Below are 22,117 nucleotides of genomic sequence, written 5' to 3'. Positions count from 1 at the left end.
AACAGCCAAACACGAGAAATACAACTTTGAATCTAGCTCCCCTTCCCTAGTAGGGAAGGGGTTGGGGTTAGGTCACCTTTTAGTGAGCTGCTACCGCTCGCTTGAAGGCTTCATCTAACACTTCGGAAAGTGTGGGATGAGTATGCACCATGTGAGCCAGATCGTTGACGGAGTGCCGTTGAGCGATCGCGTTGGCGGCTTCTTGGATCAGGTCAGAAGCATGCAGGCCAAAGATATGTACACCTAGAACTTCGCCTGTATCTTCGCGATAAATCACTTTGGCAACACCTTCTGTTTCGCCTTCTGCCAGGGCTTTGGAGTTGCCCTTAAAGTAGGTCTTAGAAGTTGCTACTTTGAACCCTTCTGCTTCTCCCAAGGCTTTTGCTGCGGGTTCGGTCATGCCAACAAAACTGATTTCAGGATGGGTAAAGGCAGCCGCAGGAATGCTGTGGTAGTCCACTTGACGATCGCGACCACAAATATTTTCAACCGCGACAACTCCCTGAGCCGAAGCTGCATGAGCGAGTTGCATCTTGCCTGTGGCATCTCCGATCGCCCATAAATGAGCGACAGGTTGACCATCTACCAACACTGCCATCCGGTCATCCACGGGAATAAAGCCACGGCGATCGATTTCTACACCAACTGCCTCTAAACCTAAATTCTGCGTGGCGGGAATGCGCCCAGTTGCCACCAAGCAAGCATCCACTTCCAGCACTTCAACCACTTCCTTGGTTTTGGCATCGGCCAGCTCAATCACCACTGGCGAACCAGGAATCACTCGCTTCGCCAGCATGCCAACTTTGGTTTCAATGTCGCGGGGAGCAATCAGCACCCGTTGCGCTAACTTGGCGATATCTGGATCAAACCCAGGCATCAGCTGATCCAACGCCTCAATTAGAGTAATTTCTGCGCCTAGAGCTGAGTAAACATCAGAAAACTCTAAACCAATGTAGCCGCTACCAATAATGGCGACCCAAGGTGGCAACGATTCGAGTCTGACCGCGTCATCGCTGGTAAACACGGTCTTGCCATCCACTTCTACCCCAGGCGGAACCCAAGGCACAGAGCCAGGAGCCAAAATCACATCTTGGGCCGTGACTACTCTTTCACCAGTCGGAGTTTCAATCGAGACTTTCTGTGGGCCTGCTACTTTACCCCAGCCTTGAATCACATCCACACCCAAGCGCTTCAGGCTGTTGGTGAGGTCGCCTCGAATTTTGCTGACCAAGTTGTTGGCATGGTCGGCGATCGCTTGGCGATCAAACTCAACCTCACCGACTTGAATCCCCATTGCCTTGAGGTGATGAGCATTGCGCAATTCCCGTACCCGCCCCGAAGCTGCCAGAAGAGCTTTGGAGGGGATGCAACCACGATTGACACAGGTACCGCCCATATCAGCCGCTTCGACGATGGCAGTCTTCAAGCCACAGCTCACTGCATGCAGTGCCGCTCCATGTCCTCCAACTCCTGCGCCGAGAATAACTAAATCGTAATCAAATCCCTGACTCACTTTGCTCTCCTGGAAAGGCAAACCTTCCTACCATACCGCAATGCCCGAAGCCCAAAAAGTTAAAGGCTTGGTTTTAGCGTTTTGTCTTTATCCTTAATTCAATTTTCAACTAGATTTGGTTGATTAGACAACACCTACTCAAAGCCGCACAGCAGGCTCAACCATAAATCAGGATAATGCTGCGATCGCGACGAAATTGGGCACCCTGATAGCAGCCAACTTCTAGAGTCTCGGTCGCTTGACCTCAGTTAAATTACAAATAGAACGCTGGCTCAGCCATATTTAATATCTTTTCTACGTCTTTTAACGCTTGACCCCCTGCCGTTTTAAAGGCCAGGATGGCAAGCAGTCTGAGTCCTAGATTCTGAATTTTTGGAGTCCAGCTAATGGAGCAGCATCAGAACGAGCTTCGTCGCGCCGCCGCCCAAGCCTTTGCTGAATCACTTGATCAGTTGCAAAAAACCTTGCAAGCCGAGGGCAGACCAGCCACAACGGCTCAGCCTCAGCCAGAAAAGGTGGCTCCGGTGTCTAATAGCAACTCTAAGGCGGCTCCAACTCGGCCCGCTCTGGCTGATTGGGAAGCCGCAGTCGCTGATATCGAACAATTTATCGAGGCCCGACGCTCAAGCTAAAGCAGCTCATTGAGCTTGCCTCTCATCTACTTAACTGGAAAGAGCTTTAGGATTGAAGCCTCGTTGTCGTTGGGCTTCATACAGCATTAAGGCCGCAGCGATCGCCACGTTTAATGATTCAACACCGGAACTCAGAGGAATCTTGACTTGTTGATCTGCCAAAGCTGCTACTTCCTCAGAGAGTCCTGCGCCTTCATTACCAAGCAAAATTAATGTAGGTTGTCGCAAGTCGGCTGCCCAGTAAGTTAATGGGGCATCTGGTAAGGTGGCTACCACTTGCATGCCTTGGGCTTGGTGGTCAGCAATGACTGTTTTCAAGTCTGTACTGACAGCCATTGGCAGCCGGAACCATTGCCCCGCAGAAGCTCGCAATACCTTAGGATGGTCGAGATCCACACTGTCAGCGCTGAGCCACAACCCTTCTGCCCCAGCGGCAGCGGCAGCCCGAATCATGGTGCCCAAATTTCCTGGATCTTGAATGGTTTCTAGCACTAGACCCAGGCTGGTAATTTCGCTTAGTTGAGTCTGCTCTAGCTTACGCTGGGCTGTCGCAATTACGCCGTCAGGCTCTACGGTCGTCGCGATCGCCTTCAGTACCTCAGGACTAACCAGTTCTATGCGCTGGGCGGTTTGACTAACGTGCCGCCATAACTGCTCATGATTGGCTTGCCACTCTGGAGTGCAACAAAGGGTCGCTAGCGGATAATTCACGGCACAAGCCTCTTCTAGTAAGTGCGTGCCTTCCAGCAAAAACAATTGCTGCTCCCGGCGATCTCTAGCCCGGTGTAACTTACGAAGTTGCTTAACGAGAGGATTTTGCAGACTGGTCAACATAATTCTGTGCCACAGAATAACGTAGCGTTGAAGCAGCTTCACTCTACTGCTGAGCGCGCAAAACTCCAAGATCCCGCACTGTTTTCAGGACTGCTTTCTTGTTTCGCGCCTAGATTCTGAACCTTGAATTAGAATCTATAATTCTCCGGTCATTTAAATATTCTTACAATCAGTAAAGGAGCCATAAGTAGATCTGACCAAAGCCTCAGTTACGCAAAGCAGCTTTGGGGAAGAATAAAAAAGCAAACCGCTTGATTTCTCACGAGGTTTGCTCTTAAAAATTATGCAGATTGAAGTAACCCTTTCGGGCCGAGATAACTGGCTTTTAGATGCGGAACCCGGGACTTGAACCCGGAAGTCTTTGCAGACACTAGAACCTGAATCTAGCGCGTCTACCAATTCCGCCAGTTCCGCTTATGGTGCAGCTACGGACTGCGATTTACCAATGTAGTGAAATCCAGAAGCTTTGTCAACTTTCTCAGAGCCAATCTCTTTTAGGTTAAAGTGCTCGTTCAAGCTAAACTGTTTCATCGCTTGAGATCGGAGTTCTGGACATCTGGAATCTTTCCGGTAGAATCGAAACCAAATTTGTAAGTTCTAAAAGTATAAATTGACTCGGAGGATAGGCCCATAACTCCCTCTCACGGACTGCCAGAAACCCATTCTTCACCTGAAGAAGATAAGTCAGTACTTCAGATTTGGGGTAAATCTTCGCTCAAAGGACATGTCACTATTAGCGGTGCCAAAAACTCCGCCCTCGTTGTGATGGCGGGTGCCCTGCTCTGTCCCCAAGACTGCCGTCTTCGTAACGTTCCCTCTCTGGCAGATGTCTCTCGGATGGGGGAGATTTTGGCATCCTTAGGTGTCAAACTGACAAGACAGGGCGATGTTCTCGATATCAATGCGAGCTACATTGGCCAATCAACTGCTCCTTATGAGCTGGTTAGCCAACTGAGAGCTAGCTTCTTTGTTATTGGCCCCGTTCTAGCTCGCTTAGGCGTGGCCCGTGTTCCTTTGCCCGGTGGCTGCGCGATCGGTGCTCGTCCGGTAGACCTGCATGTCCGAGGTCTGCAAGCGATGGGAGCTGATGTCCACATCGAGCATGGCACAGTCAATGCTTACGTTAAAGGTCCCAGCCGCCGCCTCAAGGGAGCCAAAATCTATTTAGATTATCCCAGCGTTGGCGCAACTGAAACGCTGATGATGGCTGCTACCCTAGCGGATGGCGAAACCATTCTGGAGAATGCTGCTCAAGAACCTGAAGTGATCGACTTGGCCAACTTCTGCCGCGCTATGGGAGCCAAGATCCAAGGCGCAGGTACGAAAACTATCGTGATCTCAGGGGTACCAAGTCTGCACTCAGCCGACTATGCCATTATTCCAGATCGCGTTGAGGCGGCTACTTTTCTAGTAGCAGGAGCTATCACACAATCTGAAATTAGCCTCTCTCCGGTTATTCCTGACCATTTGACGGCTGCCATTGCCAAGTTGCGGGCGATCGGTGCTTTGATCACTCCAGAGTCACTTAACTGTTTGCGGATCAGTCCGGGCCATGGCTTGACCGCTACTGATATTGAGACCCTGCCTTATCCAGGTTTCCCTACGGATATGCAAGCTCAATTTATGGCTTTGCTGACCGTCAGTGAGGGCGATAGCATCGTCACAGAAACGGTGTTTGAAAACCGCCTGCGCCATGTGGCTGAGCTGAATCGGATGGGAGCTGATATTCGGGTGAAGGGCAATCACGCCGTGATTCGGGGAGTCCCGACGCTCTCTGGGGCTCCTGTGGTCGCAACCGATTTAAGAGCATCAGCTGCTTTGGTTGTGGCTGCTTTGGCCGCAGAAGGTAAAACCACGATTCAAGGATTACACCACTTGGATCGCGGCTATGAAAACCTCGACACGAAGCTCCAAAAACTGGGGGTGAAGTTGCAGCGTCTTCAAGGAGACTCGACTACAGAGGCTGAGGTAGCTCCACTGACACCGATCGCGCCCAATTAACTCCTAGCCATAGTTGCACTACCGTTGCACTGAGTGAAGGTTGATCTTGATTGCTCCTAGCTTGTACCCGCAGGCTAGGAGCAATCTCGTTATACTAGCTATGTATCGGTGCGAAGCATCGGTGGTAAAGCGATCGCCATGCAACTCGTATTTGTGGTGTGGCTTGCTTAGACGCTTGCCTTAACCTCACTTTTTTGTGGCTGCCCAGCATGTCTCCTGCAAAGACTCCTTTAATTGGCTTGAAGGCGGATCAATTCCGTCATCCTCTCGATTTAGAAGCAACCCGAGCCCTCAAGCAGTTGCCTGGGCTGGACTTGATGATTCGGAGTTTGCTAGGGCCACTAGCCGAACAAGTTTTTTACCTTGACAATATTGCCTCCAGCATTTTGGTTAGCGATCAACAACTGCCGCACTTACACCAACTGCTGATCGAAGCTTGCAAAATTCTTGATCTGGAGTTGCCTCAGCTCTACATTCGGCAACACCCTGTCCCCAATGCTTACACGTTTGCGATTCGCGGGAGACAGCCTTTCATCGTAGTTCATACCTCTTTGCTAGAACTACTAAACCCCGAAGAAATTCAAGCGGTGATCGCTCACGAACTAGGGCACTTAAAATGTGACCATGGGGTTTACTTAACCTTAGCCAACATTATGGTGCTGGCAGCAGGACAACTGCCTACTTTGGGCGGGATGATTGCCCAAACCTTGCAGTCCCAAATCTTAGAGTGGGTCCGTTGTGCTGAATTTACTTGCGATCGCGCTGCTCTCTTAGTCACGCAAGACCCGAAGGTGGTGGCTTCCCTGCTGATGAAACTGACTGGGGGATCGCCGACGCTGGCATCTAAGTTAAACCTAGAGGCTTTTCTAGCTCAAGCGCGTTCTTACGATGACGTTAGTAACAGTGATCTGGGTGAATTACTAAAGCAGGCTCAAGTTGCACCCCTCACGCATCCAGTCCCCGTGATTCGTGCGCGGGAGATCGATCGCTGGGCTGGAAGTAAAACTTACCAAACCCTGTTGCAAAACGGAAAAAATGAGTATAATAGTGAAGATTCATCCAAGGGCGGATGGCGGAATTGGTAGACGCACCACACTCAAAATGTGGCGGCTTCGGCCGTGAGAGTTCGAGTCTCTCCCCGCCCATATCATTTCACTAAGTACCAAATAGCCTCAACGTTTGAAACGATGAGAGTCACCGCGTCGTGAAGGTCGGAACTCCAAGGGTAAAGGCGGTTCGGCTCGTTAGAGACAACGCAAAAAGCAGATGCAAGTGCTGCGGCGAAAGCTCAAAGAGCAAAATGATGCCAAAGAGCAAACTAACCAAAAAAAACAGGGAAGAGACATCAACTCTCTTCCCTGTTTTTTATGTGCCTAAGGACTAGCTTAATGGCTCGTTCTGCCTACTTAACAGGTGGTAAAACTCCATCTTGCCACACTTGAATCAACGTATCAGAGCCACCACTAGCTAGAGTTTGACCATCCGGACTGAAGGCAACAGACTGCACCCAATCTGCATGCTCAGTCAAGGTATTAATCAATTCCCCCGTCTCTAGATTCCAAAGTCTGACAGCATCTCGCCCTGCACTGGCTAAAACTTTACCATTTGGGTTTACTTCAACATCCATGACCCAATTAGTATGACCTGCCAACGTTTGGAGCAACTCTCCCGTTTCGGAATTCCACACTTTAATCGTGGCATCTCGGCTAGCGCTAACTAGCGAGGTGCCATCAGGTGTAAAGGTTAGAGAATTAACAACCCCTGTATGACCTGGGAGAGTTTGTAGGAGCTGCCCACTAGCTAAGTCCCACAGCTTCACAACGCCGTTGTCTTCCCCACTAGCTAGGTATTGCCCAGAAGGGCTAATCGCTAGGGCATGCACTTCATGTCGCTCGTCTTCGAGCGTGGACAGTGGGCGTTGTCTTTGTAAATCCCAAAGTTTAATGCCATCTAAACCGCCGCTGACTAAAGTTTTACCATCGGGGCTAATCGCTAGTGCCAGAACATGGCTCGTGTGATCTAGGAAAATTCGGCTCGATTGTTTCGTCTTTAGATTCCAGAGATTCAGAATGTAGTCAGTGCCACCACTAACCAGCGTTTGACCGTCTGGCGTCATAGCTAGCGCTGCCACCATCGTTTGATGGACTCGCAACGTCATCGCTTCTCGACCGCGCTGGAGATTCCACACTTTAATTCTGGCGTCGTTGTAACTACCGCCACTAAACAGGGTTCGACCATCAGAAGCAAACAGCAGAGAATCCACAGCTCCTTTATGCCCTTTCAAGGTGCGGACTAGCTGGGGCTGCTTCCAACTGCCTGGGGTGGAAGAGCCTGTCACAGTAGCGGCTACGTCTACCTTGGTTACAGGGGGTGTAGGCAGCGCTTGGCTCACATGAGCGATTTGTAGAGAGCAAACTACTCCAATACCCACTGCTCCCCAAAATGCCAACCGCTTATGAAGAAATACACGCAGAGGAAAGCTAGGAGATGGATATTTCATAGTTCGACTGAATATTGGGGCAGATTGTTTGAGTGAGGCAATGAGCTGGAGGGTGTCTTCCCAAACGGAAAGAATTCCTGGCGCTTCAACTTTCAAGGTTTTGAGAGTTTCCATTTGTTGAGCGATCGCAGCCAACCCAGTCTGCAAGCACTGCTTGACTTCAACGTAAGGCAGTTGCTCTTGCTCAGGCACGCTCGAAATTTCTTGGATTTCAATTCAGCTCGAACTTTAGGGTTGAGCTCGCTTAATGAAAGCCAAGCGATGAAGCACTGAACGGTCAAAAAGACGGTAACTCGCCTCAGAACGTTCCGCAGTTAGCATGAGTAAGCTAAATGGTATGGAATAGCTCTAATTGAGACCTAGTTAAGAAATCAATTTAGTGAGGTGGTGGATTCTTCTTAGAAACCGATAGCACGGGCATCTGCGGTCGTGAGGAGCGAGGGGGTAAGTAATATTGCGGTACTTGTTCTGGTTGGTCTTCTTGTTGGCGGTGCATCAACCACCACCGCAGGGCGATCGCAAGCCCCACGGTTCCTAGACCAAAGCTAAATAGAGACCAGCGGCTATCGAGTCCGCCAATCGCTGCATCTACAGCGCCAACCGTAATTACAAAGCTAGAGATGGGCTCCTTACGATAAGCTGCCCTTAAAAACCGAGGCCACACAGCATTCATCACAGTATCTCTCTGGCTCAACGTATCAAGAATTTTAGAGTTTTAAAGAAACAAAACACTTAGAAAGTTACGTAATCCGTATCGGTTTAATGGGACTGCTTATTTCTAATTTAAACTCATCCCACAAATTATGGAGAATTATAGAAAAAACACATCTAGGCCTTAGGTACTTACACTACCCTTCATCATCTCTTCACGCTAAACTCTCCAGTTCTTCCTCATCCGAGCGAACATTTTTTGATCTCTGTGGCGTTGTCTATTCAGTCAGCGGCAAGCGCCCCGGAAGAACTGGCAAAGTTTTGGTTTTATCTCAGCCCTAGCCAAGTTAAAACGCCTTGTCCAGTCACGTACTCGATGGCAACGGCGATCGCGAACCCCAGCATGGCAGCTCGGCCATTCAAACGCTCGGCATATTCTGTAAAGCCGACTTTAGGTTCAGCTAATTTAGGTGTTGTGGTGGGTTGTAGTTGAGTCATTGCTTTAGAAAAATTGACGACAGTTCTATTAATTCAGACAAAGGGTAAAGCAGCACTAAGAAAATCCCACTCAAGAGGTACGTCTTAAGTTAGAACTTTTGGGTTCTATTGATGGCGTTTACAATTCTTTATCTCTTTCATCTATTTTAAGGAGGACTGTCTCTTCGTCAACTCATCCTTTTGGATGGCCAGCTAAGGGCGATCGCCCAACTTCCCTAGGGCTTTGCTCTCTAGCTACTTTTACAACCAGCTTAAGCTAGAAGCATAGGGCATTCAGAGGTTTCGTATGGAAATCGGCGTTCCCAAGGAAACAAAAGACCAAGAGTTTCGAGTGGGGTTGAGCCCGAGCAGTGCTCGCGTTCTAGTAGACAACGGGCATACCGTTTTTGTCGAGACTGAGGCTGGCATTGGCGCAGGCTTTAGCGATGCTGATTATGTTCAAGTAGGAGCAAAAATTGTTCCCAATGCTGAGACTGCTTGGAATCGAGAGTTGGTGATTAAGGTGAAAGAACCCTTGGCACCGGAATATCAGTTTTTGCAAAAAGGCCAACTCCTGTTTACTTACCTGCATTTGGCTGCCGATCGCGAACTAACTGAGCATCTGATTAGTTCTGGGGTAACTGCGATCGCCTACGAAACCGTAGAGACTCCAGATAGAAAATTGCCTTTGCTGACTCCCATGAGCATTATTGCTGGGCGGCTATCGGTGCAGTTTGGCTCTCGATTTTTAGAGCGTCAACAAGGGGGACGGGGCGTACTTTTAGGTGGCGTGCCTGGAGTGCAACCTGGCAAAGTGGTGATATTAGGCGGTGGAGTGGTAGGCACAGAAGCAGCCCGGATTGCCGTCGGGATGGGGGCTCAAGTCCAAATTTTGGATTTAAATGTAGACCGTTTAGCTTATTTAGAAACTTTATTTGGTTCCCGCGTGGAACTGCTCTACAGCAACTCCTTACAAATCGAGACAGTCGTACCAGAAGCCGACCTGCTGATCGGGGCCGTGCTAGTACCTGGTCGCCGAGCCCCGATTTTGGTGGGTCAGTCTTTAGCCGCCAAAATGCGGCCTGGTTCAGTGATCGTGGATGTGGCGGTCGATCAAGGTGGCTGTATTGAAACGATGCGACCCACATCCCATAGTCACCCTACCTATGTCGAGGCAGGTGTGGTACATTACGGCGTGCCGAATATGCCTGGAGCAGTGCCCTGGACAGCGACCCAAGCTCTCAATAACAGCACCTTACCCTACGTCCTGAAGCTAGCCAATTACGGTCTATCTGCTTTGGACTCCGATGCAGTTTTAGCCAAGGGAGTTAGTGTGCAAAATCAGCGGTTAGTACATCCCGCTGTACAGGAAGTATTTCCTGATTTAGCTCACTGAAAAATTGACGAGGAATAGGAGGGCAATCGCTTTCCTGCTTCCTCAATTCCCGTCTACGGTCCAGTCTCCTAACTCTCGAGAGTTGAGGTTTTCTTCTTAGTGCTACTGGTACCTGATTTTTTCGTAGTGGTCTTGCGAGTTTTTGTTTTACTCGTGGTGGCCTCGCTCTTAGCAGCTGTCGCCTTGGTCGTTGACTTCTTCGTGCCACTGGTGGACTTGGCGGATTTGCGACCCGATTTGCTGGTTGACTCTTTTGTGCCCAATAACTCTAGAGCCGCCTCTAGCGTGATGGACTCCACCGCTTGGTCTTCGGGCACCGAGACATTGATTTTGCCATGCTTGATGTAAGGACCGTAGGGGCCATCGTAAATATTGATTGGCTCTTCATCAGCAGGGTGGGCACCGAGCGATCGCAACGGTTCTTTCGATTTGCTCCGAGCGCCTCGACGACCTGCCTTTGGTTCTGCCAGCAACTCCAAAGCGCGGTCTAGCTCAATAGCCAGCACATCGTCTCCCGCTTTCAAGGAGCGATACTCTTTGCCTTCCTTACCTTGGTCATGCAGTACATAGGGGCCAAAGCGTCCTAGTCCTGCCTGAATTTTGCCATTTGTTTCAGGGTGAACTCCCAAGGTCCGGGGCAGAGACAGCAGACCCACGGCCATTTCTAGCGTGACATCATCCATGCCTACACCTTTAGGCAACGAAGCCCGCTTCGGCTCGACATTGGTCTCCCCTAAATCTCCCAGTTGGACATAGGGGCCAAAAGGACCAATCCGTAAATAAATCGGTTCTCCCGTGTCTGGGTGCAGCCCTAACTTATCGGGGCCTTCAGTTTTTTGGCGCAGCAGTACTTCCACCTGGGCAGGGTCAAGATCCGCTGGAGTCAAATCCTGTGGAATCGTGGCTTTAACGATGGCATCGTCTTTCTCAGTTTCTAAATAAGCTCCGTAACGACCAATGCGAATTTTGGCAGCTAGATCTTCTAGCTCAATCGTGCGCGCCTCAGTGGGATCAATTTGGCTTTCCCGTTCCTTGACTTGGGTCTCTAAACCCGCTTTCCCTAAATAAAACTCCTTGAGGTAGGGCAACCACTTCACCTCACCTGTAGAAATTTCATCTAAGGTTTGCTCCATGCGAGCCGTGAAGCTGGTATCAACCAAATCGGGGAAGTGATTTTCCAATAAAGTGGTCACAGCGAAGGCGGTAAATGTCGGCACCAGGGCATTGCTTACCATTTGGGCATAGCCTCGGTCAATAATGGTGCCGATGATGCTGGCGTAGGTACTGGGTCGCCCGATCCCTTCGCTTTCTAATGTTTTCACCAAAGAAGCTTCGGTATAGCGAGCAGGAGGCTGAGTTTCGTGACCGATCGCCTCTAAAGCGTTGCACGCTGGCTTGTCACCCACCTTGAGCGCAGGCAGAATCACTTCCCGATCCTCGATCGCCGCATCGGGGTCATCAGACCCTTCCACATAAGCGCGGAAGAAACCAGGAAAGTCAATGCGCTTACCGCTAGCTCGAAATCCTGCTTCTTCGACTTGGATTTGCACCGTGATATGGGTCTGCCGCGCTTCAGCCATTTGGGTGGCAACGGTACGCTTCCAGATCAAGTCATACAGCTGAAATTCTGCTCCTTTTAACCCTGTTTCTTGAGGAGTGCGGAAGCTGCTGCCAGCGGGACGAATGGCTTCGTGGGCTTCCTGGGCACCTTTGCTCTTGGTGGAGTACTTGCGAGGTTCAGGGCTGAGATAGGCTGCACCATACATGTTCTCTACACAAGTCCGAGCTGCCTCGATCGCCTGTTGCGACAAGTTCACCGAGTCGGTTCGCATGTAAGTGATAAAGCCTTGCTCGTAAAGGCTTTGGGCCACGCGCATTGTATCTCTCGCTGAGAGGCGAAGTTTGCGGTTGGATTCTTGTTGCAGCGTCGAGGTGGTAAAAGGTGGTGCAGGTTTGCGAGTGACAGGCCGTTCTTCGATATTAGAAACGGTCCAAGCCTTATTAGTGATTTGCTCTTGCAGCGCTCTGGCTTCCGCTTCATTGAGCAGGAGGACATTGCGACCCGCCGCAATTTGCCCCGTTGCCTCGTCAAAGTCACTGCCTGTCGCCAAACGCTGACCTCGCAGCGTTACCAGGCGGGCTTCAAACGCACTTTTATCTTTTTCTAGGGTGGCTTTGAGATCCCAGTAAGTACCTTGATGGAAAGCCCGACGCTGCCGCTCCCGTCGTACGAGTAGCCGCACTGCTACAGACTGAACCCGTCCAGCTGACAAGCCCCAGGCAATTTTCTTCCACAGCAGCGGCGAGAGGGTATAGCCCACCAAGCGGTCTAAAATACGTCGTGTTTCTTGCGCCCGAACTAGCTTCTCATCTACAGTACGGCAGTTTTTCAGCGCTTCTTTGATCGCTTCTTGGGTGATCTCGTGGAACACCATGCGCTTGATCGGAACTTTAGGCTGCAAAAGTTGCAGCAGATGCCAGCTAATGCTTTCCCCTTCGCGGTCTTCGTCTGTCGCCAGTATCAGCTCGTCAGCATCTTTGAGCGCATCTTTGAGCGCCTTGACTATTTTTTTCTTGTCTTTGGGCACTACATAAAGCGGCTCAAATTCTGACTCAATATTCACCCCTAGCTTTGCCCATTTTTCGTCCTTGACGTTCGCAGGGATTTCGCTCGCCGATTGCGGCAGATCGCGCACATGTCCCATTGACGCCTCCACTCGATAGCCTGCGGGCAGGTAGTTGCGAATGGTGCGTGCTTTGGTAGGAGATTCGACAATGACCAGGGTTGACATGGGATCGTTTAACTTCAGGCAAAGTGGTAGCGAGCTAGGCAGTCTTAGACATGGAAGATTTTGACAGGGATGTCAAGACTAGGTAGCAAAAACTGATGGCGAAAACTGGAAGACTAGCTAGACAAATTAACGTAACTGCACTGCGATCGCTTCATCCTAAAAGAAGACTCCCTTAAAAAGAAAATCAAGGAGAGGAGACATTCAGCATGCCTTGATCTCTACTTATAACCAATATGGGTGGAATCCTCAGTTTTGACAAAATTTTTTGCAGTTATCCCTCTGAGCCAGACACAAGCAAAGTTGAGTCGGGAAGTTAGCCGGATCAGAAAGCAGACGAGCTAGAAAGCCAACCTAGTCTTACATTCACCCTTTGTCAACAGGGCCAGCTAAGGGCAAAAATTCTGGTGTCTTTTTAGTTTATAAACAAATGTTAAAACTTTAACTGCGATCGCTTTGAGCTGGTAGCAGTTGGTCTAGGAACAAATACTGATTCAAAATAAGCGTAAGCGTTAAGATAGCGCGATAAGATCACAGATTAAAGGCCCAAATTACTGCTTGAGGGTGGTTCAACTGCTGGAAAGCATCAATGGATGACTCACTGGCCTGACTTTTTATTGTTCTTTAGTGCTGTTTAGTCTGTCGAACCCCTATGGATTTTGCTAATCTTGCAGCCCAGTTGAATGCGGGGACGATCGTACCAGAGGGTATCGTCATCGTGACGCTGCTCTCGGTGCTGGTCGGTGACTTGATTGCTGGACGTGCTGCCTCCCGCTGGACTCCTTATTTAGCGATCGCGGGGCTGCTCAGTGCTACGGCTGCTCTCTATTTTCAATGGGAAATCAGCGATCCGATTTCTTTCTTGGGCGGTTTTAACGGTGATGCCCTGAGTGTCGTCTTCCGGGGCATCATTGCACTGTCTGCCGCCGTGACCATCCTGATGTCGATCCGCTACGTGGAGCAATCGGGCACCTCTCTAGCAGAATTTATTACCATTCTGCTCACCGCAACAGTAGGGGGCATGTTCCTCTCTGGTGCAGACGAGTTGGTGATGGTATTTGTCTCCCTAGAAACGCTCAGTATCGCTTCCTATCTACTCACTGGGTACATGAAGCGCGATCCCCGCTCTAACGAAGCGGCCCTAAAATATTTGCTGATTGGTGCTTCTAGCTCGGCAATTTTCCTCTACGGCGTGTCATTGCTGTATGGATTGTCGGGGGGTGAAACTCGCCTAACTGAGATCGCGTCCCATATTGTGACTGATCCCACAGGCCAATCGATTGGTCTGGTGATTGCTTTGGTGTTTGCGATCGCCGGGATCGCCTTCAAAATTGCGGCGGTGCCCTTCCACCAATGGACTCCCGACGTTTACGAAGGTTCACCCACTCCAGTGGTGGCCTTTCTGTCGGTAGGCTCTAAGGCGGCTGGCTTTGCCTTGGCAATTCGGCTCTTGGTAACGGCTTTCCCAATGCTGACCCACGAGTGGAAGTTTGTCTTTACCGCGCTCGCCATCCTTAGTATGGTCTTAGGCAACGTCGTAGCCTTGGCCCAAACCAGCATGAAGCGGATGCTCGCCTACTCCTCCATTGGGCAAGCAGGCTTCGTCATGATCGGCTTGGTTTCTGGAACTGATGCGGGCTACGCCAGTATGGTGTTCTACCTGCTAGTCTACCTGTTCATGAACTTGGGAGCCTTCACCTGCGTGATTCTGTTCTCCCTCCGTACGGGCACCGACCAAATCAGCGAATACTCTGGTTTGTACCAAAAAGATCCGTTACTCACTTTGGGGCTGAGTGTCTGCCTGCTATCGTTGGGTGGCATTCCTCCCTTGGCTGGCTTCTTCGGTAAGCTCTACCTGTTCTGGGCAGGCTGGCGCGCTGGGGCTTACGGATTAGTTTTGGCAGGCTTGGTTACGACCGTAATCTCGATCTACTACTACATTCGCGTGGTGCGGATGATGGTGGTAAAAGAACCTCAGGAAATGTCGGATGTGGTGAAGAACTATCCTGCAATTACCTGGAACTTGCCTGGAATGCGGCCTCTGCAAGTAGGTTTGGTGCTGTCCTTGGTTGCTACTTCTTTAGCTGGAATCCTCTCCAATCCTTTGTTTACGCTAGCTAATGACTCGGTCACCCATTCTCAAATTCTGCAATCGGCCATTTCTAATACTCCTGGCAGCACCCAGGGTGTGACAGGCTACATCAAACCTGTCCTGTCAAGTCAGGTGCCCGTCGCAAAAACTAGCACTGGTTTTTAACTTGACAGACTGGCGCTAGACAGTGCTTCAGTTTGTTTCAATCACCGCCTGACTTTGTCGTTGGGCGGTTTTTATTCCCTTAATTTTTGCCATTTCCTTCTTGATTTTGACTACGACTAACAACACTTTGAGTTCTTCACTGTTTCAAGACTTTCAATCGTTGGCTGCGATCGCCACGACTCCCGCTGGCCTCAAAAAACTAGCGGCCCTGTGCCAAGCTCATCCCATCACCCTCTGGGTGCCAGAATCTTTAGCCGAATTAGCTCAAGCCCAAAACCTGGACTCGAAGATTTATTCTGGTTCGCTCAAAGAACAGGTGGCTCAGTTGTGGCCGCAGTACCAAGGGTTTGTGTTTTGTCTAGCTACAGGTGCGGTGGTGCGCTTGATTGCGCCCTTGTTGCAGCACAAGTCTACTGATCCAGCCGTGGTGGTGGTAGACGAAGCGGGGCAATTTGTCCTTAGCTTATGCAGTGGGCATCAAGGAGGAGCCGATCGCCTGACCCAAGCGATCGCCTTACAAATCAACGCCACTCCAGTCTTGACAGGTGCCGCCAACCGTTTACAGCTACCGGGAATCGATGTTTTAGGCGTGCTGTTTGGTTGGCAGAGAGGCGAAGGAGATTGGACAGGCGTGAGTGCCGCGATCGCTCGTCAAGACTCGGTGCAAGTGATTCAAGAAGCAGGAACAACGCTCTGGCAACATCACCTACCCTCGGAGCATCCATTTCAATTCAATGAGTCGGAAGAGACTGGGACGGCTCCAATTCAACCAGCTACTCCGAAAGCTAGGGTTTGGATTAGTCCGCTGGCACGACGATTATCTCCAGACTCCGGCATTCCAGAAGTTCAATGGCATCCGAAAGTTTTATGGGTCGGGATTGGCTGTGAACGAGGCACCTCTCGTCAGTTGATCGAAAGGGCGATTCAGCAAGCCTGCCAAGCTCATCAGTTGGCCGAAGCCGCGATCGCTGGAATCGCAACGCTAGACCTCAAAGCCGATGAAGTGGGTTTGGTCGAGTTGTGTCGCGATCGCCAGTGGCCTCTGCGTTGTTTCTCTGCCGAGCAACTAAAATCAGTGCCAGTGCCGACTCCCTCAGAAGTAGTTGCCGCTGAAGTGGGCACCCCCAGCGTAGCCGAAGCCGCCGCCTTAGTGGGAGCGAGTCTTGTGCTTGCCCCAACACAGAAAATCGGGCATTTACAAATGCCCCTCCTAGTGACCAAACAAATTGTTCGCTTAGAAGGTCAACCGGGAGCAGTGACGATCGCGATCGCTCAGGCCGAGCAAGAATACACAGGCCGCAGCGGAAAATTGTGGCTAGTCGGGACTGGTCCCGGACAACTAGAACAAATTACTCCGGCTGCCCAAACTGCGATCGCTCAAGCTGACGTGGTGATTGGTTATTCGCTCTATGTAGACCTTGTCAAGCCGTTGCTACGTCCGGGGCAAATTGTAGAAGCTTTGCCGATTACTCAGGAACGTCAACGGGCACAGCGGGCGATCGAATTGGCGAACTGGGGCTTAACCGTCGCTGTAATTTCGTCGGGAGATTCTGGCATTTATGGCATGGCAGGCCTGGTTTTAGAGGAACTGCGCGACCAAGATTGGGACGGTAAAACGCCAGCGGTGCGAGTGTTTCCGGGGATTACCGCTCTCCAAGCTGCTGCCTCGCGGGTGGGCACACCCTTAATGCACGATTTTTGCGCCATCAGCCTTAGCGACTTGCTGACGCCTTGGGTCATGATTGAAAAGCGCTTAAATGCTGCGGCCCAAGCGGATTTTGTTACCGCTCTCTATAACCCGCGCTCAAAAACCCGTACCGAGCAGATCGCGATCGCCCAACAAATTTTCTTGCAGCACCGTGCTCCCAGTACCCCAGTCGCTTTGGTGCGATCGGCCTACCGCGAAGATGAGCAAATTACGCTTACGACTTTAGGCGAACTGCTAGAAGCGCCCATTGATATGCTGACGACGGTTTTAATCGGCAATGCCAGCACTCGCACCTATGCCGACTGGATGATTACCCCACGTGGTTACTTAGGGTTTACACCCGATGCAGAACCTAATCAATCGCTCTAGCAAACCAACCCAATACAGTGGTGGCGATCGTCAGGACAATGGAGCCGAACAGTGCGGGAATAAAACCAGTGATGTCAAAACCGGGAGTCAAAGCAGCCACAATCCAAATAGAGAGGGCATTGACCACAAACAGAAATAAACCCAGCGTCAAAATCGTCAATGGCAATGTGAAGAACAGCAAAATCGGTCGCACGATCGCATTGACTAAGCCCAAAACCACCGCCGCGATCGCCGCTGCCACAAACCCTGTCAACACAAAACCGGGGACGAAATAAGCTGTCACTAGCAGCGCTAAGGCTGTCACCAACCAAGTTAAGAGAAATTGGGGCATAAACTTGCCTGAATGCGACTACTCTACTAACTATAGGTTTGAGATCGATTTGACATCGAAATTTTTATGATCTTTCGGTATCTTGCTGCATTTGTATTGGCGTTTCTGGTTTGGAGCGGGCAGCTAAGCGCGATCGCCCTCAGCCAATATGCCCCACCTCCGTCCTACAGCAATGCGGAGTTGCGTGGACGAGATTTTTCGGGCCAAAACTTGCAGGTGGCCGAATTCTCCAACACCAATCTTGCGACTGCTAACTTTGTGAATGCCAACTTGCGGGGTGCGGTATTTAGTGCCTCGGTGATGACTGAAACTAATTTGCAAAATGCTAACTTGAGCAGCGCCATGATGGATCAAGTCACTTTTAAGCGGGCTAGCCTCAAAGATGCAGTTTTGACAGATGCCATTTTGTTCCGCTCTACTTTTGAGGACACCGACATTACTGGAGCCGATTTTAGTGATGCTTTGCTAGATGGCGCTCAGGTCAAAAAATTGTGTGAACAAGCTAGTGGTGTGAACCCAACCACAGGCACAGCCACTCGCGATTCTTTAGGTTGCCAATAAATCGGTAGCATGTGTTAGGCGTAGCCGTAACGCATGAACTCACAGGCATCAATCGCACAAATTTTTGCTCAATACGGTAGGTGAGACTAGCGCTCACAGCGCCCTACAAGATATCTAATTCGATCGCTCTAGGCGGTGCATTTGGGTAGGATGAATCGCAACTGAATTTGCAGGGTAAGGCCCATCTAAGGAAATAGAAGCATAAGGCTTTCTAGGGCCAACAATCACATAACCCAAGCTGGTTAAAAACTCATAAATTGTGTGAATACTATAGGGCTTGTTGACGAAGAAACCAGGTAGAGTTTCAAAGTAAATGGTTGGGTGGTAAGTCGTTAAAACCGTTTTGCTGCCCGAAAGAACTTCGTATTCCATCCCTTCAACATCTAGCTTGATCACATCTATTTTTTTTAGTTTCTCTTGCGTCACCCATTCATCCAAAGGCAAAACTTCTACAGTGATTCCTTGGTCGTTCTGAAATAACCCACCATTGCCCCGATAAGTTTGGTCTTCAAAATAGGAAAGCTGGCATCGCTGCTGGCCTAAACCTAACGGGACAACCTGCACGATATCCTTCAGGCTAGAGTTCAGATCCAGATTGGATTGGAGGCGCGATCGAATGATTGGACCTGGTTCAAAAGCATAAATTTTCCCTGTTTGAATGATGCTAGCGGCGACTAACGTAATAGCACCACAGTTCGCGCCAATATCGAGAAAAACATCATCTGCTCGGAGTACTTGTTGTAGGAATCGAGTGGTAGTAGGATCATAAGTACTTGCTAACCAAACCGATGCCTCAATGGGGTAGGTCGTATCTACCTGCAACTGGAAATTTCCCGCGTAGTTTTTGACTAAATGCTGCTGAGATTTCGGTAGAAATCGAACGAATTTTCCGCCACCTCTACCCGTCAACTTGACAAATAATTTGACCAATATTTGGAGTGATTGACTGTAGAGAAGAACCAGAATTTGTGACATGAGACATCGTTGCGTTATAGAACCGAGAAAGCCAGGTTTAACTATCTTGAATTGAGTGACTGTAGTTGACGCTAAGAGTGGCTGATTTTAGCGTAATATAGCGGATTGCTACCTTAAACTCGGCACGCTCATGGTTTCACCGCCCACCCCTGACTCCTTATCTTCTAACGCTTCAGAAACAATGTCTGCTTATCAGTCGGGATCTCAGCCAGTGCAACGAGTGGGCGTGATTGGTGGGGGCCAACTGGCTTGGATGATGGCAGGAGCCGCCAAGAAATTAGGGGTGCAGTTAGTGGTCCAAACCCCTCATGACACTGACCCTGCTGTAGCGATCGCGGCTGATACCGTTTTGGCTGCGGTGGCCGATGCAAATGCCACCGGAGAGTTAGCAACTCGTTGCGATGTAATTACCTTTGAGAACGAGTTTGTCGATTTAGAAGCATTGGCCCAGTTGGAAGCCCAAGGAACCCGCTTTCGGCCTCGGTTGACGACTTTGGTGCCGCTGCTAGACAAATATCATCAGCGCTCTTACCTACGCGACTTGGGCTTGCCGACTCCTAAGTTTGTGGCTTTAGAACACCAAATCGATGACACTGCTCTAGAACAGTTGGGCTTTCCGCTGGTTCTGAAAGCGCGTCGCCACGGGTACGACGGTCAGGGGACGTTTATCATTCACGATCAAGCTGAGTTAGAAGATATCTGGCAAAAACTCGATCGCTCTCCCGTTTTACTTGAAGCCTTCGTACCCTTTGAGCGAGAACTAGCAGTGATTGCGGCGCGTGGCACCAGCGGTGAAGTCGCGGTTTATCCGGTGGTGGAAACTCAGCAAGAAAACCAAGTCTGTCGGCGCGTCCTGGCTCCTGCCGATATTCCTGAGAGTGTGCAAGTTGAGGCTGAAGCGATCGCCCGTACCTTACTCAACAGTTTGCAAGCGATTGGAGTTTTTGGTATCGAGCTGTTTCTCACCGCTGACGGCAAAGTATTGGTGAACGAAATTGCTCCTCGCACTCATAACTCTGGTCATTTCAGCTTGGATGCCTGCGCTACTTCCCAGTTTGAGCAACATCTACGAGCCGTTTGTGGTCTAGCACTGGGCAACCCTAGCTTAAGCAGTGATGGGGCTGTGATGGTGAATTTATTGGGATACGAACAGTCCCATAGCGATTATTTAGAGAAACGTCAGCAAATCGAGAAAATTCCTCAGGCCCACGTACATTGGTACGGCAAAACTGAATCTCGTCCGGGCCGCAAATTAGGTCATGTCACCGTGTTGTTATCCGCTCAGACGGCACCTAGAGAGCAGGCTCTGGCGATCGCTCAAGAAGTTGAAGCCATTTGGTATCAGCGTTAAGGTTTCCAGACACGTTTGTTAAAACTTGGTCGTTCTCGCCCAAGGCAGCTAAAATAGGTGAGAGGTTCTACTGCGGCGTTGGTGACTGCCAATAATGTTTTATGATCTATGCTTCGCTAATACGGGAACTGATTTAAGCGTCTAGTGGCAGTAGACCGAGCATGTACTCGGAAACTTAAAACTAGAGCTAAGGTACCCACCTGGATTTATTCCAGGTCAAAAACTGAGGTAAGACGGCGTTGCGGGGAACCCAACCAAATATTTAATAAAAATTCCCTTGTCTCTATAGGCGGGGGAATTTTTATTTAGTGCGCCTCGTTACCATAGGGGCAAATCAAATTTGTATCAAGCTTTTCGAAACTAGGGAGCATGAAGCGCTACGATGGTCTAATTCGAATTCACTTCGAGTTTGATTTAAGTAAGCAAGGTTGTCACAGCTTTTGGTCGGTTCAAACTTTCCCGCCAATGTTTTTCAGCTGGACAACGGGTTGACGGTAATTCACCAAGAAATTGCTGCCACGCCTGTTGCCGTCGTAGATGTCTGGGTCCAAGCAGGTGCGATCGCGGAGCCAGAGCCCTGGTCTGGGATGGCACATTTTCTAGAACACATGATTTTTAAGGGCACCGATCGCCTCGCTCCCGGTCACTTTGACCACGCAATAGAAAGTCGAGGTGGGGTGAGTAATGCCGCGACCAGCCATGATTACGCTCACTATTTCATTACTACCGCTGCCGAACATCTGCCTGATACACTGCCCCACCTAGCTGAATTGGTGCTGCATGCCGCCATTCCCGACGAGGAGTTCGACCGCGAACGCGATGTGGTGCTAGAAGAAATTCGCCAAGCCTACGACGACCCTGATTGGATTGGTTTCCAAGCCCTGATGGAGAGCGTGTATCAACGCCATCCTTATGGCCGCTCGGTTTTGGGGACAGAAGACCATCTGTTGCAAAACTCGCCCGAAGCGATGCGCCGCTTTCACCGCAACCACTATCAACCCGAAAAGATGACGGTGGCGATCGTTGGGGGTTTGGATGTAACTGCCGCCACGGAACTGGTTGGCCAAGCCTTTGGTCAATTTAGCGATCGCACCGAATGCCCCATTGGTGAAATTGAAGCAGAACCGCCGATTGTAGGAATTCGTCGTCAAGAGTTGGGCTTACCTCGCCTAGAGCAAAGCCGCTTGATGATGGCTTGGATTGGCCCCGGTGTCGATCAACTCCAGCATGCCTACGGCTTGGATTTATTGTCGGTTTTGCTCGCTGATGGTCGATCCTCGCGTTTAGTGCGGGAGCTACGCGAAGAACGTAATTTAGTGCAAGCCATTCAAAGCGGTTTTTCGCTGCAACGAGAGTCCAGCTTATTTACGATTAACGTCTGGTTAGACACAGAAAATTTGGAGCGAGTGGAAGCGATTATTTGCGATCGCCTCTCTGAACTATTAACCACTCCGGTTCGGGATCAGGAACTGGCTCGCTGTAAGCGTTTACTGTGTAATGACTATGCCTTCTCTACCGAAACGCCAGGGCAATTAGCAGGGCTTTACGGCTACTACAACACGATCGCTAAAGCTCAAGTTGCGGTCACTTATCCTCAAAGGATTCAAGCCTTTCAGCCAGAAGAGTTGCAACATCTTGCCAGCCAATATCTCTCTCCTTATCACTATGCAGCCACTATCCTGCGACCGCTAGACTAGCAGAAGCAAATCCGTAACGTTTTGTTGAGATACTAGATGGGGCGATTTACGCGGTTTAGCCAGAATCAAAACAGC

At 50.1% G+C, this 22,117-nt stretch carries 17 protein-coding genes, 2 tRNA genes and 1 other RNA gene; 11 read left to right on the top strand and 9 right to left on the bottom strand.

Annotated elements, in window-relative coordinates; genetic code table 11:
- Positions 1 to 79: 79 nt before the first annotated feature.
- Positions 80 to 1,513 carry a dihydrolipoyl dehydrogenase gene (lpdA, locus tag H6F68_RS19075; protein ID WP_190561387.1) on the bottom strand — a complete coding sequence of 478 codons (1,434 nt, stop codon included), beginning with the start codon at positions 1,511 to 1,513 and terminating at the stop codon, positions 80 to 82.
- A 386-nt stretch (positions 1,514 to 1,899) separates the two neighbouring features.
- Here lpdA and H6F68_RS19070 point away from each other — a divergent pair, with 386 nt between their 5' ends.
- Positions 1,900 to 2,145 (top strand): hypothetical protein, encoded by a 246-nt coding sequence (locus tag H6F68_RS19070; protein ID WP_190561385.1) that lies wholly within the window; start codon positions 1,900 to 1,902, stop codon positions 2,143 to 2,145.
- 30 nt (positions 2,146 to 2,175) lie between these two features.
- Here the strand turns inward: H6F68_RS19070 and H6F68_RS19065 are convergent, their stop codons facing one another.
- Positions 2,176 to 2,979, bottom strand: coding sequence for an RNA methyltransferase (locus H6F68_RS19065; RefSeq protein WP_190561383.1), 804 nt, complete (start codon positions 2,977 to 2,979; stop codon positions 2,176 to 2,178).
- Positions 2,980 to 3,309: 330 nt separating this feature from the next.
- Positions 3,310 to 3,393: transfer RNA gene (locus H6F68_RS19060), tRNA-Leu, on the bottom strand.
- 234 nt (positions 3,394 to 3,627) lie between these two features.
- Here H6F68_RS19060 and murA point away from each other — a divergent pair.
- From murA to H6F68_RS19045, 3 genes are all read left to right on the top strand, one after another.
- A complete protein-coding gene (murA, locus tag H6F68_RS19055) occupies positions 3,628 to 4,980 on the top strand; it encodes a UDP-N-acetylglucosamine 1-carboxyvinyltransferase (RefSeq protein WP_199300197.1) in 1,353 nt (450 codons plus the stop codon).
- A 209-nt stretch (positions 4,981 to 5,189) separates the two neighbouring features.
- Positions 5,190 to 6,065: a M48 family metallopeptidase gene (locus H6F68_RS19050; protein WP_190561381.1), complete on the top strand. Its 876-nt coding sequence runs from the start codon at positions 5,190 to 5,192 to the stop codon at positions 6,063 to 6,065.
- A tRNA-Leu gene (locus H6F68_RS19045) sits at positions 6,044 to 6,125 on the top strand. The genes H6F68_RS19050 and H6F68_RS19045 overlap by 22 nt, the downstream gene beginning before the upstream one ends.
- A 257-nt stretch (positions 6,126 to 6,382) precedes the next feature.
- Here H6F68_RS19045 and H6F68_RS19035 read toward each other — a convergent pair.
- The 3 genes from H6F68_RS19035 to H6F68_RS19025 form a co-directional block, all read right to left on the bottom strand.
- Positions 6,383 to 7,672: a WD40 repeat domain-containing protein gene (locus tag H6F68_RS19035; RefSeq protein ID WP_199300169.1), complete on the bottom strand. Its 1,290-nt coding sequence runs from the start codon at positions 7,670 to 7,672 to the stop codon at positions 6,383 to 6,385.
- Between the two features lie 184 nt (positions 7,673 to 7,856).
- Positions 7,857 to 8,153 carry a hypothetical protein gene (locus tag H6F68_RS19030; protein ID WP_190554561.1) on the bottom strand — a complete coding sequence of 99 codons (297 nt, stop codon included), beginning with the start codon at positions 8,151 to 8,153 and terminating at the stop codon, positions 7,857 to 7,859.
- Positions 8,154 to 8,458: 305 nt separating this feature from the next.
- Positions 8,459 to 8,629: a chlorophyll a/b-binding protein gene (locus tag H6F68_RS19025; RefSeq protein ID WP_190434067.1), complete on the bottom strand. Its 171-nt coding sequence runs from the start codon at positions 8,627 to 8,629 to the stop codon at positions 8,459 to 8,461.
- 286 nt (positions 8,630 to 8,915) lie between these two features.
- On the opposite strand from H6F68_RS19025, the gene ald reads away from it, so the two are divergent.
- Complete coding sequence (ald, locus tag H6F68_RS19020) at positions 8,916 to 10,004, top strand: alanine dehydrogenase (RefSeq protein WP_190561380.1); 1,089 nt, start codon at positions 8,916 to 8,918, stop codon at positions 10,002 to 10,004.
- A 68-nt stretch (positions 10,005 to 10,072) separates the two neighbouring features.
- On the opposite strand, the gene topA is transcribed toward ald, so the two are convergent.
- Entirely contained in the window at positions 10,073 to 12,796 is a 2,724-nt protein-coding gene (gene topA / locus H6F68_RS19015; RefSeq protein ID WP_190561378.1) for a type I DNA topoisomerase, read from the bottom strand.
- Positions 12,797 to 13,445: 649 nt separating this feature from the next.
- On the opposite strand from topA, the gene H6F68_RS19010 reads away from it, so the two are divergent.
- Both H6F68_RS19010 and cobJ read left to right on the top strand, forming a co-directional pair.
- On the top strand, positions 13,446 to 15,050 hold the full coding sequence (locus H6F68_RS19010) for an NAD(P)H-quinone oxidoreductase subunit N (RefSeq protein ID WP_190561376.1): 1,605 nt from the start codon (positions 13,446 to 13,448) through the stop codon (positions 15,048 to 15,050).
- A gap of 127 nt (positions 15,051 to 15,177) precedes the next feature.
- Complete coding sequence (gene cobJ / locus H6F68_RS19005) at positions 15,178 to 17,127, top strand: precorrin-3B C(17)-methyltransferase (protein ID WP_199300168.1); 1,950 nt, start codon at positions 15,178 to 15,180, stop codon at positions 17,125 to 17,127.
- Here the strand turns inward: cobJ and H6F68_RS19000 are convergent.
- On the bottom strand, positions 17,111 to 17,458 hold the full coding sequence (locus tag H6F68_RS19000; RefSeq protein WP_190434076.1) for a phage holin family protein: 348 nt from the start codon (positions 17,456 to 17,458) through the stop codon (positions 17,111 to 17,113). The genes cobJ and H6F68_RS19000 overlap by 17 nt on opposite strands.
- Positions 17,459 to 17,524: 66 nt before the next feature.
- Here H6F68_RS19000 and H6F68_RS18995 point away from each other — a divergent pair, with 66 nt between their 5' ends.
- Positions 17,525 to 18,019: a pentapeptide repeat-containing protein gene (locus tag H6F68_RS18995; RefSeq protein ID WP_190554557.1), complete on the top strand. Its 495-nt coding sequence runs from the start codon at positions 17,525 to 17,527 to the stop codon at positions 18,017 to 18,019.
- A gap of 114 nt (positions 18,020 to 18,133) precedes the next feature.
- Here the strand turns inward: H6F68_RS18995 and H6F68_RS18990 are convergent, their stop codons facing one another.
- Entirely contained in the window at positions 18,134 to 18,994 is an 861-nt protein-coding gene (locus H6F68_RS18990; protein ID WP_190561374.1) for an FkbM family methyltransferase, read from the bottom strand.
- 130 nt (positions 18,995 to 19,124) lie between these two features.
- Here H6F68_RS18990 and H6F68_RS18985 point away from each other — a divergent pair, with 130 nt between their 5' ends.
- The 3 genes from H6F68_RS18985 to H6F68_RS18975 all read left to right on the top strand — a co-directional run bounded on the left by H6F68_RS18985 (position 19,125) and on the right by H6F68_RS18975 (position 22,042).
- Positions 19,125 to 20,345 carry a 5-(carboxyamino)imidazole ribonucleotide synthase gene (locus H6F68_RS18985; protein WP_399314519.1) on the top strand — a complete coding sequence of 407 codons (1,221 nt, stop codon included), beginning with the start codon at positions 19,125 to 19,127 and terminating at the stop codon, positions 20,343 to 20,345.
- A gap of 64 nt (positions 20,346 to 20,409) precedes the next feature.
- Positions 20,410 to 20,597, top strand: a non-coding RNA gene (gene ssrS / locus H6F68_RS18980) — 6S RNA.
- Between the two features lie 176 nt (positions 20,598 to 20,773).
- Positions 20,774 to 22,042 carry a pitrilysin family protein gene (locus tag H6F68_RS18975; RefSeq protein ID WP_190561372.1) on the top strand — a complete coding sequence of 423 codons (1,269 nt, stop codon included), beginning with the start codon at positions 20,774 to 20,776 and terminating at the stop codon, positions 22,040 to 22,042.
- Positions 22,043 to 22,117: the final 75 nt, after the last annotated feature.

Source organism: Trichocoleus sp. FACHB-262, from assembly GCF_014696035.1.
In the GTDB taxonomy this organism is placed as follows: Bacteria; Cyanobacteriota; Cyanobacteriia; order FACHB-46; family FACHB-46; genus Trichocoleus.
The sequence above is the reverse complement of the archived record's forward strand: the minus strand, read 5'-3'. Positions and strand labels throughout refer to the sequence as shown.

What these genes read in the sequence shown, in the direction of transcription:
- H6F68_RS19070 (WP_190561385.1), top strand. Translation starts at nt 1,900, where the DNA reads ATGGAGCAGCATCAGAACGAGCTTCGTCGCGCCGCCGCCCAAGCCTTT.
- H6F68_RS19065 (WP_190561383.1), bottom strand. Translation starts at nt 2,979, where the DNA reads ATGTTGACCAGTCTGCAAAATCCTCTCGTTAAGCAACTTCGTAAGTTA.
- H6F68_RS19050 (WP_190561381.1), top strand. Translation starts at nt 5,190, where the DNA reads ATGTCTCCTGCAAAGACTCCTTTAATTGGCTTGAAGGCGGATCAATTC.
- H6F68_RS19030 (WP_190554561.1), bottom strand. Translation starts at nt 8,153, where the DNA reads ATGAATGCTGTGTGGCCTCGGTTTTTAAGGGCAGCTTATCGTAAGGAG.
- H6F68_RS19025 (WP_190434067.1), bottom strand. Translation starts at nt 8,629, where the DNA reads ATGACTCAACTACAACCCACCACAACACCTAAATTAGCTGAACCTAAA.
- ald (WP_190561380.1), top strand. Translation starts at nt 8,916, where the DNA reads ATGGAAATCGGCGTTCCCAAGGAAACAAAAGACCAAGAGTTTCGAGTG.
- topA (WP_190561378.1), bottom strand. Translation starts at nt 12,796, where the DNA reads ATGTCAACCCTGGTCATTGTCGAATCTCCTACCAAAGCACGCACCATT.
- H6F68_RS19010 (WP_190561376.1), top strand. Translation starts at nt 13,446, where the DNA reads ATGGATTTTGCTAATCTTGCAGCCCAGTTGAATGCGGGGACGATCGTA.
- H6F68_RS19000 (WP_190434076.1), bottom strand. Translation starts at nt 17,458, where the DNA reads ATGCCCCAATTTCTCTTAACTTGGTTGGTGACAGCCTTAGCGCTGCTA.
- H6F68_RS18995 (WP_190554557.1), top strand. Translation starts at nt 17,525, where the DNA reads ATGATCTTTCGGTATCTTGCTGCATTTGTATTGGCGTTTCTGGTTTGG.
- H6F68_RS18990 (WP_190561374.1), bottom strand. Translation starts at nt 18,994, where the DNA reads ATGTCACAAATTCTGGTTCTTCTCTACAGTCAATCACTCCAAATATTG.
- H6F68_RS18985 (WP_399314519.1), top strand. Translation starts at nt 19,125, where the DNA reads ATGGTTTCACCGCCCACCCCTGACTCCTTATCTTCTAACGCTTCAGAA.